This window comes from Sinorhizobium alkalisoli (assembly GCF_008932245.1).
GTDB lineage: Bacteria > Pseudomonadota > Alphaproteobacteria > Rhizobiales > Rhizobiaceae > Sinorhizobium > Sinorhizobium alkalisoli.
The window spans coordinates 56,092-69,036 of record NZ_CP034910.1; the positions used below are offsets into that span (position 1 = coordinate 56,092).

Genomic DNA, 12,945 nt, shown 5'->3' on the forward strand with positions numbered 1-12,945 from the left:
GTTACTCCTCCTGGAAGTTGCAGCGGGATGCGGGCGGAAAACCGCCTACACTTTTCCTCATCCCGCTCTCATTGATCAGTCGAGCAGGGCGGCGGCGATCGCGGTCGGTGCATCCTCGCCCCGTTCGGCGAGGTCCTCGAACTCGACGACCGCGTCGATGTCTGCCCCCATGGCGATGTTGGTGACGCGCTCCAGGATGAATTCGATGACGACCGGAACCCGGTGTTCCTTCATCAGCGCCTCTGCCCGCTCGAAGGCGTCGGCGAACTCGTTCGGGCTCCTCACCCGGATCGCCTTGCAGCCGAGCCCTTCCGCGACCGCCACGTGGTCGACGCCGTAGCCCATTTCTGCGTCTTCGCCCGCATTGATGTTCTCGAAGGCGAGGCTCACCTCGAAGTCCATCTCGAAGCCGCGCTGCGCCTGGCGAATGAGGCCGAGATAGGAGTTGTTCACGACGACATGGAGATAGGGGAGCTTGTGCTGCGCCCCGACCGCCAGTTCCTCGATCAGGAACTGGAAGTCATAATCGCCGGAAAGCGCCACGATCGGACGGTTCGGGTCGGCGGCGCGCACGCCGAGCGCTGCCGGAAGCGTCCAGCCGAGCGGGCCGGCCTGGCCGCAGTTGATCCAGTTGCGCGGCCGGTAGACATGAAGGAACTGCGCGCCGGCAATCTGGCTGAGGCCGATGGTCGAGACATAGCAAGTGTCGCGGCCGAAGGCCTTGTTCATCTCCTCATAGACGCGCTGGGGTTTGAGCGGTGTCTCATCGAAATGGGTCTTGCGCAGCATGGTGCGCTTGCGCTCGCGGCATACCTCCGCCCAGGCCGACCAATTTCTAAGCTTGCCGGCGGTCTTCCATTCAGTCGCGACGTCGAGGAAAAGCTTGAGCGCGGCTCCCGCGTCCGAGACGATGCCGAAATCCGGCGCAAAGACGCGGCCGATCTGCGTCGGCTCGATATCGACATGGATGAATTTGCGGCCTTCCGTGTAGGTCGGAATGCTGCCGGTATGGCGGTTGGCCCAACGATTGCCGATACCAAAGACGAAATCCGAGGCAAGCAGCGTCGCATTGCCATAGCGATGCGCCGTCTGAAGCCCGCACATGCCGGCCATCAGCGGATGATCGTCCGGGATCGTGCCCCAGCCCATCAGCGTCGGGATGACCGGAACGCCGGTGATCTCGGCGAACTCGACAAGCAGGTCGGAGGCATCCGCATTGATGATGCCGCCCCCGGCAACGATCAACGGCCGCTCCGCCGCATTCAGCATTTCAATCGCCTTCTCGGCCTGCGCGCGCGTGGCGGCGGGCCTGTAGGGCTGAAGCGGTTCATAGGTGTCGGGATCGAACTCGATCTCGGCAAGCTGGACATCGACCGGCAAATCGATCAGCACCGGTCCGGGCCGGCCCGATCGCATCAGGTGGAACGCCTTCTGGAAAACGAAGGGGACGAGCGCCGGCTCCTTGACGGTGACTGCCCATTTCGTCACGGGCGCCGCAATCGCGGCGATGTCGACCGCCTGAAAGTCTTCCTTGTCGAGGCGCTCTCTGGGCGCCTGGCCGGTGATGCAGAGGATCGGGATCGAATCCGCCGAGGCCGAGTAGAGGCCAGTAATCATGTCGGTGCCGGCCGGCCCCGAGGTGCCGATGCAGACGCCGATATTGCCGTGCTTCGCCCGGGTGTAACCCTCCGCCATATGCGAGGCGCCCTCCACATGGCGCGCCAGGATGTGGCGGATCGAGCCGCGCGCTTTCAGCGCCGAATAGAGCGGATTGATGGCGGCACCCGGCACGCCGAAAGCACAATTAGTGCCTTCCTTCTCCAGAACATGAACCGCCGCATCGACGGCGCGCATCTTGGTCATGGCAACTCCTCCTGTTCGAGTGAGATGCTAAACCATCCGGAGACTTGTTCAACGCCATTATGGAAATCATTCCCATGCTATGGAAATAATGATTTTCAAGAAAATTGGGAAAATCGAACGCAATCGCTGTAGAGCATTATGGACGCCAGTGATTTGGAGAGGTCCATGGAATTGACGGTGAAGGGAAAGCGCGGGCGCAAGGCGGCGGCAAATGCCGCTCCCTCCTCCGTTCAGGTCCTCGACCGGGCCCTGTCGCTCCTTGCTATCGTTGCCGAGGGCGATGGATCGACGCTCACCTCACTCTCGGAACGCACCGGCATGGCGCCTTCGACGGTACACCGGCTGCTGACCTCGCTTGCCGGCCACGGCGTGGTCACGCATGAGGGCGACACCGGCACCTGGACGATCGGCGTCAGGGCCTTCGAGATCGGCAATGCTTTTCTGCGTTTCCGCAAGCTCGGCACGATCAGCCGGCCTTTCCTGCAGCATCTGATGGAGGAAAGCGGCGAAACGGCAAACGTAGGCATCGAGGACGGTGGTGACGTGGTATTCATTTCGCAAGTCGAAAGCCACGCGCCGATGCGCGCCTTCTTCCGTCCCGGCCGGCGGGGGCCGATCCACGCGTCGGGCATCGGCAAGGCGATCCTTTCGGCCTGGTCGGACACGGAGATCGCCAAGGTCTTGAACGACAGACCGCTCGCGCACTTCACCGCCCGCACGCTCGACACGCCGGCGGCGCTCATGGCCAATATCAAGGAAACCCGCGATCGCGGCTGGTCGGTCGACGACGAGGAGCATACGCTTGGCATGCGCTGCATCGCCGCTCCGGTCTTCGACGAATATGGCCAGGCGATCGGCGGCATTTCGGTCTCCGGCCCGAGCGTTCGCATCGACGACGCGAAGCTCGCAAGCCTCGGCCCCCTCGTCCGCAGAATCGCGGATGAATTGACTCGCGCAATCGGCGGCCACAGGCCGGAGGAGCGCTGATCAATCGATTTTCAGTAGGACCGGCAGTAGACGGCCATACGTTTCAACCCTCAACCAGACCTCAACAGCGACTTCGACAGGCGAGTAATATGAAGAGCAATTACTTTTTTCCAGAGGGTGGGCACCCGCCGCAGACGAATCTCCTGACCGACCGGGCCGTGTTCACCGAGGCCTATGCGATCATCCCCAAGGGCGTCATGCGCGACATCGTCACGAGCTACCTGCCGTTCTGGACGAACACGCGGCTTTGGGTGCTCTCGCGGCCGCTGTCGGGCTTCGCCGAGACTTTCTCGCAATATATCATGGAAGTAGGTCCCTCGGGTGGAAGCGACCGGCCGGAAGCCGACCCGCGCGCCGAGGGCGTACTCTTCGTCGTCGACGGCGAGTTCCGCCTGACGATCGGCGGCCAGTCGTACCGGATGCAGCCCGGCGGCTATGCCTATATTCCGCCCGGCAGTGAATGGAGCCTGCACAATGACGGCGGTACGGCCACCCGGTTCCACTGGATCCGCAAGGCCTATGAGAAGGTCGAGGGACTGCCCCTTCCCGATCCGATCGTCACCAATGAACGCGAGGTCACGCCATCGCCGATGCCGGACACGGAGGGTCGCTGGGCCACCACCCGCTTCGTCGATCCGTCCGACATGCGCCATGACATGCATGTGACGATCGTCACCTTCGAGCCCGGCGGCGTCATCCCCTTCATGGAGACCCACGTCATGGAGCACGGCCTCTATGTCCTCGAAGGCAAGGCGGTCTACCGGCTGAATTCGGATTGGGTCGAGGTCGAAGCCGGCGACTATATGTGGCTGAGAGCCTTCTGCCCGCAGGCCTGCTATGCCGGCGGGCCGGGCAAGTTCCGCTACCTGCTCTACAAGGACGTCAACCGCCATATGGCACTCGGCACGCCCGGCCGCTTCGCCTGAACCGGCCGGACAACCGCCGCCCGCGATATTGCGACTTCCGCGGATCGGACTTAGCCTTGAAGCATGGCGACATCGAAGCTCGAGGCCTACCGCAAGAAGCGGGATTTTTCGAAGACGCCGGAACCGGCCGGCGGCCTTGCCGGCGACGGCAACCGCTTCGTCGTGCATAAACATCACGCCACCGCCGACCACTATGACCTGAGACTTGAGGTCGGCGGTGTCCTGAAAAGCTGGGCTGTGCCCAGGGGCCCGTCGCTCAACCCCGCCGACAAGCGGTTGGCGGTCGAGACCGAGGATCACCCGCTCGACTATGTCGATTTCGAGGGTGTGATCCCCGAGGGGGAATATGGCGGCGGGCCGATGATCGTCTGGGACACGGGCGTCTGGGCGCCGATGGAAGACGTCGACGAGAGCCTGCGCAAAGGCGCTTTCAAGTTTCGCCTCGCTGGCGAAAAGCTCAAGGGCGGCTGGATGCTGGCCCGGCTGAAACCGAAGCCCGGCGAAGAGGAAAAGCGCAACTGGCTTCTCTTCAAGGAGCGAGACCCGGCCGCCGATGCCTCCATGGACATCCTCGCCGCCCGACCGGAGAGCGTCAAATCGGGCCGGCGGATCGAGGACCTGGTCGAGAAGCCGCGCCCTCCCGCCAAGCCTTTCAAGCTCAATGCCGCGGCTCTCCCGGGCGCCGAGAAAGCCCCGCTGCCGACACGGATCGAGCCGCAGCTCGCGACGCCGACGGCCACACCACCGGAAGGCGCCGGAAAACGCGAGGATTGGCTGCACGAGATAAAGTTCGACGGATACCGCACGATGGCGCACAAGGCCCGGGACGATGTGCGCCTGATCACCCGTGGCGGTCTCGATTGGACGAAGCGCTATGGCGATCTGCCCGAGGCCTTCCGGCGCCTTGCCTGCCGCGACGCCGTCATCGACGGCGAGATCGTCGCGCTCGACGCGTCCGGGGTCAGCCGCTTCGCGCTGCTGCAGGAGGCGTTGTCGACCAGCGTGGAGAACCGGCTTGTGTTTTATGCCTTCGACCTCCTCCACCTCGACGGCTGGACCCTGGTGAACGCGCCTCTCGACAAACGCAAGGAACTGCTGAAACGATTGCTTGAACCGCATGTCTCCAGCCGCTCTGCCATTCAATACAGCGATCATGTCAGCGGCGGAGGCCGCGCCTTTTATGACAAGGCTTCCGAACTGGGGCTTGAGGGCATCATTTCCAAACGCGCATCGGCGCCCTATCGGAGCGGCCGCTCCAAGACCTGGACCAAGACCAAGGCGCTCACGGCGGAAGATTTCGTCATCGCCGGCTATACCGTTTCGGAAGCCGCCGAAGGCATTGCCGCACTGGCGCTCGGCGAGTGGATGGATGGCGAATTGCAGTATCGCGGCAAGGTCGGCACCGGCTTCGACACGGCGATGCTCAAACACTTGCGAGAGCGGTTGGAACCCTTGCGTTCCGGCGCAACCCGACTCGAAGGAGCGCCGAAGGAGATCATCTGGGTTCGGCCCGTGCTGACGGCGCGCATCCACTATGGCAACCGCACGACGGACAACGTGCTTCGCCACCCGGTTTTCAAGGGGCTTCGGGAGGTCGAACTTTCAACGCCGACCGCCACCAGCCGCAAGCGCTTCATCTCCGACGCCGACCTTGCCGGCATATCGATCACCAATCCGACGCGCCGCCTGTTCGGAAAGTCCGGGCCCACGAAGCTCGATGTCGCCGTCTACTACGCCGCTGTCGGCGATTTCATGCTGCCGCACATCCTCGGTCGCCCGGCCTCACTCGTTCGCTGCCCGACGGGGCGGCCCCAGGACTGCTTCTTCCAACGTCACCCCTTTACCGGCATGCCGGCTTCGGTGGCCGGTTTTGAGGCCATGAGTTCGGAGGGAGAGCCGAAAACCTATTTGTCGGTTGAGGACGCCAAGGGCTACCTGGCGCTCGCGCAATTCGGCGTCGTCGAATTCCACAGCTGGGGATCGACGCGAAAGCGGCTGGAAAAACCAGACCGCGTCGTCTTCGACCTCGATCCGGGCGAAGGCATCGGCTGGCGTGAGGTGGTCGAGGCGGCAGTCCACATCAAGCAGGAATTGGAAGCGCTCGATCTCGTTCCCTTCGTCAAGACGTCGGGGGGCAAGGGCATCCATGTGGTCGTGCCCGTCAAACCGAAGCTCGACTGGAAGAAAGTGCACAAGGCGACCGGCGACATGGCCGCCCGGCTCGCCGCCACCGCGCCGGAAACCTTCATCACCACGATGAGCAAGGGAAAACGGTCCAACCGAATCTTCATCGATATCCACCGCAACGCCCGCGGGCATACCGCAGTTGCGCCCTATTCCCTTCGAGCCCGCACGAACTTGCCCGCCTCCACCCCGCTCAACTGGAACGATCTTGAAACTATCGACGCTCCCGAGGATTTAAACTATTCTTCGCTTCCCGGCCTTCTGGCCACTTCCGGCGACCCCTGGGCCCAAATCGACGCATATGCCAGGGACTTGCCGCTCATTTCCGGGAAGTAAGCGCGTTGCCGAGCAGGAGACCATCATGGCACCCAGGGCAAGTTGGAAAGGCTATCTGAGACTGAGCCTCGTAAGCTGTCCCGTACGGCTTTACCCGGCCACTTCGACGAGCGATCGCATCGCCTTCAATCAATTGCACAAAGACACGCACAACCGGATCAATATGAAACCGGTCGATCCGGAACTGGGACTCGTCGAGCGCTCCGATCTCGTCAAGGGCTACGAATACGAGGACAAGAAATACATCATCATCGAGGATTCCGACCTGGAAAGCGTCAAAATCGAATCCAACCACACGATGAATATCGAGGCCTTCGTCGAGGAAGAGACCGTGGACGTCATCTACCGCGACGCGCCTTATTACCTGGCCCCGGACGGGGCAATGGCGGAGGAGACCTTCATTGTTCTGCGCGAGGCGCTGCGCAGGACCGGCAAGCTCGCAATAGCACGCCTCGTGCTCTCGAGCCGCGAGCGCGTCGTCACCATCGGTCCGCGCGAGACCGGCATGTTCGTCTGCACCCTGCGCAACCCGAATGAGGTGCGCGGCACGGCCGATTACTTCGGCAACATCCCCGTCGGCAATCCCGATCCGGAAATGCTCGAGCTTGCAGAGGCGCTCATCAAGCAGAAAGCCACGGTTTTCGATCCGAAGAACTACGAAGATCGTTATGAGGTGGCGCTGATGAAGATGATCCGCGAGAAGCTCAAGGGCCACAAGCCGATCATCGCGGCCGCGCCCGAACGCGGCAACGTCATCAATCTCATGGACGCGCTGAAGGCGAGCCTCTCGCAGGCGAAACCGCCCGCCCCGAGCAAGAGCAAGGCCAAAGCTGAGCCGGCCTCCCCACAGGCCGCTAAGCCTGCGCCGACCCGGCGGACCGTGTCAAAGCCCGCCGCCAAGAAGAAAGTCTGATGGTGGTCGCAGGCCAGATATTCGGCACAGTCGGCGCGATTTCCTCATTCCCACGACGGCTGCTCGCGAAAGAGGTCGAGCGGCAAGGCGGGCATCTACGGCGCGGAGTCACGCGTCAGACGGCTTGCGTGGTCTTTGGCCGCGGTCTGCTGGCAAAGGCAACGGAAGCGGACATTCAGGCGCGTGTCGAACGCGAAGCCGGAGAGAGCCGGCGCCTCCTCAGCGAGAACGGCTTGCTGCGGCTTCTCGGCCTGGCGACGGCGACGGAAACATCGGCGCTGACGCGGCAATCGCTGATCGATCAGTCGAGCCTGCCGCCGCGCCTCTTCCACCTCCTCTCGCTGTTCGACGCCTTCGAGCACGACAGCGAGCCCTATTCGTTCCGCGACCTGATCCTTGCCCGCAAATATGCCGGGCTGGTCGCGAGCGGTGCCGGGTGGAGCGCAATCGTCCGCTCCGTGCACCGTTCCGGGCAAATCGCATCTCTGACTGCGCTCTCGCTTCACCACAAAGGCAACGATGCGATCTACGCGCGTCGTGCCGAGGGCTTGAGCGAGCTCGACGGGCAATTGCTGCTTGACCTCGAGGCCCCGGACGAACTGGCGCTCGAAGAGCTTTTTGCCGAAGCCGAAGCGGCCGAAGAGGCGGGCGACTACGACGAGGCGGCGGCGATCTACCGGCGCTACCTCGCCATCGATCGCACGGATTCCGTCGCCGCCTTCAACCGCGCCAATTGCCTGAGAGCGGCCGGCCGCGAAACGGAGGCTGTGCATGATTATGTCCGGGCGCTCAAGCTGGATCCCGCTTTTGCCGAGGCCTGGTTCAACCTTGCCGGGCTCGTGGGGACACGAGGCCACGTCAACGCCGCTCGCCGGCACCTGACAAAGGCGATCGCGCTCGACGGCGAGTATGCGGACGCGGTCTTCAATCTGGCAAAGCTCGAATTCGATGCCGGCGATCTCGGCGAAGCACGGCGCTGGTGGATCCGCTATCTGGAACTCGACAGGGACTCCGAGTGGGCCCGAACGGCCGAGCGTGGCGTGCACTTCGTGAACCTTCATCTGAGGTCGAAAACGGTTGGCTGAGATGGGCTTGAATTTCCTGTTCGACGGTCCCGAGGATGCGCCCGCCACCATCCTTCTCGCCCATGGCGCCGGCGCGCCGATGGATTCGGCTTCCATGACGGCCACCGCCCTGGCGCTTGCCGGCGCGGGCTTCCGCGTCGCCCGCTTCGAATTCGGATACATGGCGGCGCGCCGGACGACCGACGGACGCAAGCCCCCGCCGCGCGCCGAGACATTGAAGCCGGAATATGAGGCCGCCGTGGCCGCGCTCACCGCCACGGGCCCTCTCGTCATCGGCGGCAAATCGATGGGCGGGCGCGTCGCCAGCATGGTCGCCGACGACCTCTACGCCGAGGGAAAAATCGTCGGTCTGCTCTGCCTCGGCTATCCTTTCCATCCGCCGGGAAAGCCGGAGCAGCTCCGGACACGGCACCTCGCCAACCTTGAGACGCCGACGCTGATCTGTCAGGGAACCCGTGACGAGTTCGGCACAAGGCAAGAAGTAGAGGGCTACACACTCTCCGACCGGATCGATATCCTCTGGCTGGAGGACGGCGACCACGACCTCAAACCGCGCAAGCGCATATCCGGCTTCTCGACCGCCGATCACCTGAAGAACGTCGCCGAAGCGGTCGCCGGCTGGGTCGGCACGCTCGTCCGCTGAGCCGGCCCGTTATGAAGCTCGCCACCTTCAACATCAATGGTGTGAACAAGCGGCTCGAAAATCTCCTCGCCTGGCTGGCGGAAGCCGAGCCGGACGTTGTTTGCCTGCAGGAACTGAAGGCGACGGACGAACAATTCCCGAGATCGGTGATCGAAAGCGCCGGCTACGGCGCCGTCTGGCGCGGCCAGTCGGCCTGGAACGGTGTCGCGATCCTCGCCCGGGACGCCGAACCGATTCTGACGCGTGCCGAATTGCCCGGTGACCCGTCCGACAGCCAGAGCCGCTATATCGAGGCGGCCGTCAACGGAATCCTGGTCGCCTCGCTCTACGCTCCGAACGGCAATCCGCAGCCGGGACCAAAATTCGACTACAAACTATCCTGGCATGCGCGTTTCGCCCGTCATGCGGCAACGCTCTTCGAAGCCGGCCTGCCGGTCGTGCTCGCCGGCGACTACAATATCGTTCCAGAGCCGCGCGACATCTACCCGACTCGCTCCTACGACGACAATGCCCTCGTGCAACCGGAAAGCCGTGCAGCCTTCCGGGCATTGCTAGACCAGGGCTGGCTCGATGCGCTGCGGAAACTTAATCCGCAGGACGAGCTCTTCACCTTCTGGGACTATCGCCGCAACCGCTGGCAGCGCAACGCGGGCCTTCGCCTCGACCATATCCTCTTGAGCCGCAAGCTCACGCGCCGGCTTACCGCCGCCGGCATCGACCGGGCTGTCCGCGGCCGCGAGAACGCCAGCGACCACGCGCCGGTCTCGATCACGCTGCGGAGTTAGGCCTACCGCATGTCGCCAGAAATCGACCTCGATTTGGACCGGCCACTATTTGGGTCTGGCGATCCCGCGCCAATCGTGCACCATAGGAAGAGAGCGACAGGGAGGCACACGATGACGAAAGCGACTGTGGGTTTCATCGGGCTCGGGCTCATGGGCCAGGGCATGGCAGCCAACATCCTGAAGAAGGGTTGGTCGCTCTCGGTCATGGCGCACCGCAACCGGGCGCCGGTCGAAGCACTTGTCGCGGATGGCGCGAGCGAGGTTAAGACGCCGCGCGAGATGGCGCAGGGCTGCGACATCATCGTGCTTTGCGTCACCGGTTCGCCGGAAGTGCTTGCGGTCATCGAAGGTGCGGATGGCATTGCGGCCGCTGCGCGGGCGGCCACCATTGTTGATTGCTCGACCTCCGATCCGTCCGTCACCATGAAGCTTGCCGCGGATCTCGCCCGCAAGAACATCACGCTCATCGATGCGCCGCTCAGCCGAACACCGGCGGACGCGGCCGCCGGCACGCTCGACGTCATGGTCGGCGGTGCGGAGGAGGACCTGCGCCGCGTTCGGCCGGTGCTCGAATGTTTTGCCGGCCGCATTGTCCATACGGGCCCGACCGGCACCGGCCATACGATGAAGCTCCTCAACAACTTCCTGTCGATGGGCTATGCCGCGCTCTATTCGGAGGCGCTGATGCTCGGCCGCAAGGCGGGGCTGACGCCGCAAATCTTCGACAGCGTCATTCGCGGCGGGCGCATGGACTGCCCCTTCTACCAGACTTTTTTCCGCTGGGTGCTCGAGCGCGATCCGAACGCGCATAAATTCGCGATCCGCAACGGCTTCAAGGACATGAGCTATCTCTCGGGCTTCGCCAATGCCTGCGGCGCAGCGAACCCGATCGGTGCTGCCGTGCGCAACTCATTTGCCCAGGCGGTCGGCGCCGGACGAGGCGAAGACTATGTGCCGATGCTGTCGGACTTCGTCGCCGAGGCGAACGGCTTGCCCAAGCAGGGGTGAAGCGCCTCGATCGGCGCTGCGCTTGCCGCTCGCCATCGCGGTCGCCCGTGCAATGAGAGAATACCATCATCGCGGCAACATTATCTCGCAGAAATGCGAGGCCGCCGACCGCGTGCGGCTTTGACTGCCCGCGCTCGAATGGCAATTGTGCCATTTCTCAAAATGGAACGAATGTTCCGATCAATCCCGGCAGCCAATCGAAACATTCCTGGAGGAAACAATCATCATGACCGCCCTTGCCTTCGCGCTCAACCATATGACGGCGCCGAAACTGCCGCTCGGCGCCTTTTTCGAACTGGCGAAAACGCTCGGAGTTTCGGCCGTGGAGATTCGCAACGACCTTGCCGGCAACGCTATTCTCGACGGAACGAAGCCGGGGGCGGTAAAGGCGCTCGCCGAGAAGCACGGCGTGAAGATCATCTCGATCAACGCCCTGCAGCGCTTCAACGAGTGGAACGCGGCGCGTGAAGCCGAGGCGCGCGAGCTCATCGCCTATGTCCGCGACTGCGGCGCCGAGGCGCTGGTGCTGGTTCCGGTCAATGATGGCAGCGGCCGGGCGGACGGCGAGCGCCAGGCGAATCTCGGGACGGCGCTCAAAGCCCTCAAGCCGCTTCTCGATCAGGCAGGTATCGTTGGCCTCGTCGAGCCGCTCGGCTTCGAAATCTGCTCACTGCGCTCGAAAACAGAAGCGGCCGAAGCAATTCGCGAGATCGGCGGATCGACCTTCCGCCTCGTGCACGACACTTTCCACCACCACCTAGCCGGCGAAGATGCCGTCTTCCCGGAATTGACGGGTCTGGTGCACATCTCCGGCGTAGCGGACGGTGCCGTTGCCGTCGCCGATATGCGCGATCCGCACCGGGAGCTGGTCGACGCGGCGGACCGGCTGGACAATGCGAGCCAGATCCGGCGGCTCCGCGCAGAGGGTTATTCAGGGCCCTTTTCCTTCGAACCTTTCGCTCCCTCGGTGCATGACCTCGGCGACCCGGCGAAGGCCATACGCGAGAGCATGACTTATCTGCAGTCGCAGGCCTGATTGCCACGCGCGAGGTCGAGAGCGGAAATCGATCCGGGCGTTGCAAGACGGACTTGACGACGCTCGGATAAAATGGAATACATATTCCGTAATGACAAACTACTGGTTTGTTTGTTCCGTTTTCATCGGGAGTGAAGTGGAACACTGCTTCCGGGTGGGATGAGTTTGATCTGAATGGATCGAATTTCCGGCCAACGAGAGAAAGGTGTCGCCGGCACCGAATGTGGAGGAGAAGAGCATGAAGAAGTTTATCCTGGGCACCGCAATGGCCGTCATGATGTCGACGGCCGCGCATGCGGAAACCATCGGCGTTTCGATGGCCCTCTTCGATGACAACTTCCTGACGGTTCTGCGGAACGGCATGCAGGACTATGCCAAGACGATCGACGGCGTCGAATTGCAGGTCGAAGACGCTCAAAACGACGTCGCCAAGCAGCAGAGCCAGATCCAGAACTTCATCGCTGCCGGCGTCGACGCCATCATCGTCAATCCGGTCGACACCGACGCCACCGCCGCCATGTCGAAGATCGCCGAAGACGCCGGCATTCCGCTGGTCTATGTCAACCGCGAGCCGGTGAACATCGACACGCTGCCGGAAAAGCAGGCCTTCGTCGCTTCCGACGAACGGGAATCCGGTACGCTTCAGACGCAAGAAGTCTGCAAGCTGCTCGGCGGCAAGGGCAAGGCCGTGGTGATGATGGGCGAACTGTCCAACCAGGCGGCCCGCATGCGCACCAAGGATATCCATGATGTCATCGAGACCGATTCCTGCAAGGGCATTGAGATCGTCGAGGAGCAGACCGCGAACTGGTCCCGTACCCAGGGCTCCGACCTCATGACCAACTGGCTTTCGGCCGGTATCGAATTTGACGCCGTTATTGCCAACAACGACGAAATGGCCATCGGCGCCATCCAGGCCCTGAAGGCCTCCGGCCGCTCGATGGACTCGGTCGTCATTGCCGGCATCGATGCCACGCAGGATGCGCTCGCCGCCCTGGCTGCCGGCGACCTCGACGTGACCGTGTTCCAGAACGCCGCCGGTCAGGGCAAGGGTTCGGTCGATGCCGCCCTCAAGCTCGCCAAGGGCGAGTCAATCGACAAGAAGGTCTACATTCCCTTCGAACTCGTGACCAAGGACAACCTCGCCGACTACCAGGCAAAGAACTGATCGTTCTTCCG

General features: G+C 63.1%; 11 protein-coding genes. 10 read left to right on the forward strand and 1 reads right to left on the reverse strand.

Translation table 11 applies throughout. The features are described from left to right. Positions 1 to 75: 75 nt before the first annotated feature. On the reverse strand, positions 76 to 1,863 hold the full coding sequence (gene gcl, locus EKH55_RS17865) for a glyoxylate carboligase (protein ID WP_151612099.1): 1,788 nt from the start codon (positions 1,861 to 1,863) through the stop codon (positions 76 to 78). A gap of 165 nt (positions 1,864 to 2,028) precedes the next feature. On the opposite strand from gcl, the gene EKH55_RS17870 reads away from it, so the two are divergent. The 10 genes from EKH55_RS17870 (at position 2,029) to EKH55_RS17915 (ending at position 12,934) form a co-directional block, all read left to right on the forward strand. Next, positions 2,029 to 2,850: an IclR family transcriptional regulator gene (locus EKH55_RS17870; protein WP_151612101.1), complete on the forward strand. Its 822-nt coding sequence runs from the start codon at positions 2,029 to 2,031 to the stop codon at positions 2,848 to 2,850. Between the two features lie 89 nt (positions 2,851 to 2,939). After that, positions 2,940 to 3,776, forward strand: a complete 837-nt coding sequence (locus EKH55_RS17875; protein ID WP_069461096.1) for a bifunctional allantoicase/(S)-ureidoglycine aminohydrolase — start codon at positions 2,940 to 2,942, stop codon at positions 3,774 to 3,776. Positions 3,777 to 3,839: 63 nt separating this feature from the next. Beyond that, on the forward strand, positions 3,840 to 6,296 hold the full coding sequence (gene ligD, locus EKH55_RS17880) for a DNA ligase D (protein ID WP_151612103.1): 2,457 nt from the start codon (positions 3,840 to 3,842) through the stop codon (positions 6,294 to 6,296). Positions 6,297 to 6,321: 25 nt separating this feature from the next. Then, positions 6,322 to 7,209, forward strand: a complete 888-nt coding sequence (ku, locus tag EKH55_RS17885; RefSeq protein ID WP_069461094.1) for a non-homologous end joining protein Ku — start codon at positions 6,322 to 6,324, stop codon at positions 7,207 to 7,209. Further along, on the forward strand, positions 7,209 to 8,294 hold the full coding sequence (locus EKH55_RS17890; RefSeq protein ID WP_151612105.1) for a tetratricopeptide repeat protein: 1,086 nt from the start codon (positions 7,209 to 7,211) through the stop codon (positions 8,292 to 8,294). The genes ku and EKH55_RS17890 overlap by 1 nt, the downstream gene beginning before the upstream one ends. Before the next feature lies 1 nt (position 8,295). After that, positions 8,296 to 8,937, forward strand: a complete 642-nt coding sequence (locus EKH55_RS17895; RefSeq protein ID WP_151612107.1) for an alpha/beta hydrolase family protein — start codon at positions 8,296 to 8,298, stop codon at positions 8,935 to 8,937. Positions 8,938 to 8,948: 11 nt separating this feature from the next. Continuing rightward, entirely contained in the window at positions 8,949 to 9,722 is a 774-nt protein-coding gene (gene xth / locus EKH55_RS17900) for an exodeoxyribonuclease III (protein ID WP_069461091.1), read from the forward strand. 9 nt (positions 9,723 to 9,731) lie between these two features. Then, positions 9,732 to 10,730: an NAD(P)-dependent oxidoreductase gene (locus EKH55_RS17905; RefSeq protein ID WP_192803832.1), complete on the forward strand. Its 999-nt coding sequence runs from the start codon at positions 9,732 to 9,734 to the stop codon at positions 10,728 to 10,730. 226 nt (positions 10,731 to 10,956) lie between these two features. Next, a complete protein-coding gene (locus EKH55_RS17910) occupies positions 10,957 to 11,766 on the forward strand; it encodes a TIM barrel protein (protein WP_151612111.1) in 810 nt (269 codons plus the stop codon). 238 nt (positions 11,767 to 12,004) lie between these two features. Next, positions 12,005 to 12,934, forward strand: coding sequence for a sugar ABC transporter substrate-binding protein (locus tag EKH55_RS17915; RefSeq protein ID WP_151612113.1), 930 nt, complete (start codon positions 12,005 to 12,007; stop codon positions 12,932 to 12,934). Positions 12,935 to 12,945 lie beyond the last annotated feature (11 nt).

What these genes read in the sequence shown, in the direction of transcription:
- gcl (WP_151612099.1), bottom strand. Translation starts at nt 1,863, where the DNA reads ATGACCAAGATGCGCGCCGTCGATGCGGCGGTTCATGTTCTGGAGAAG.
- EKH55_RS17870 (WP_151612101.1), top strand. Translation starts at nt 2,029, where the DNA reads ATGGAATTGACGGTGAAGGGAAAGCGCGGGCGCAAGGCGGCGGCAAAT.
- EKH55_RS17875 (WP_069461096.1), top strand. Translation starts at nt 2,940, where the DNA reads ATGAAGAGCAATTACTTTTTTCCAGAGGGTGGGCACCCGCCGCAGACG.
- ligD (WP_151612103.1), top strand. Translation starts at nt 3,840, where the DNA reads ATGGCGACATCGAAGCTCGAGGCCTACCGCAAGAAGCGGGATTTTTCG.
- ku (WP_069461094.1), top strand. Translation starts at nt 6,322, where the DNA reads ATGGCACCCAGGGCAAGTTGGAAAGGCTATCTGAGACTGAGCCTCGTA.
- EKH55_RS17890 (WP_151612105.1), top strand. Translation starts at nt 7,209, where the DNA reads ATGGTGGTCGCAGGCCAGATATTCGGCACAGTCGGCGCGATTTCCTCA.
- EKH55_RS17895 (WP_151612107.1), top strand. Translation starts at nt 8,296, where the DNA reads ATGGGCTTGAATTTCCTGTTCGACGGTCCCGAGGATGCGCCCGCCACC.
- xth (WP_069461091.1), top strand. Translation starts at nt 8,949, where the DNA reads ATGAAGCTCGCCACCTTCAACATCAATGGTGTGAACAAGCGGCTCGAA.
- EKH55_RS17905 (WP_192803832.1), top strand. Translation starts at nt 9,732, where the DNA reads ATGTCGCCAGAAATCGACCTCGATTTGGACCGGCCACTATTTGGGTCT.
- EKH55_RS17910 (WP_151612111.1), top strand. Translation starts at nt 10,957, where the DNA reads ATGACCGCCCTTGCCTTCGCGCTCAACCATATGACGGCGCCGAAACTG.
- EKH55_RS17915 (WP_151612113.1), top strand. Translation starts at nt 12,005, where the DNA reads ATGAAGAAGTTTATCCTGGGCACCGCAATGGCCGTCATGATGTCGACG.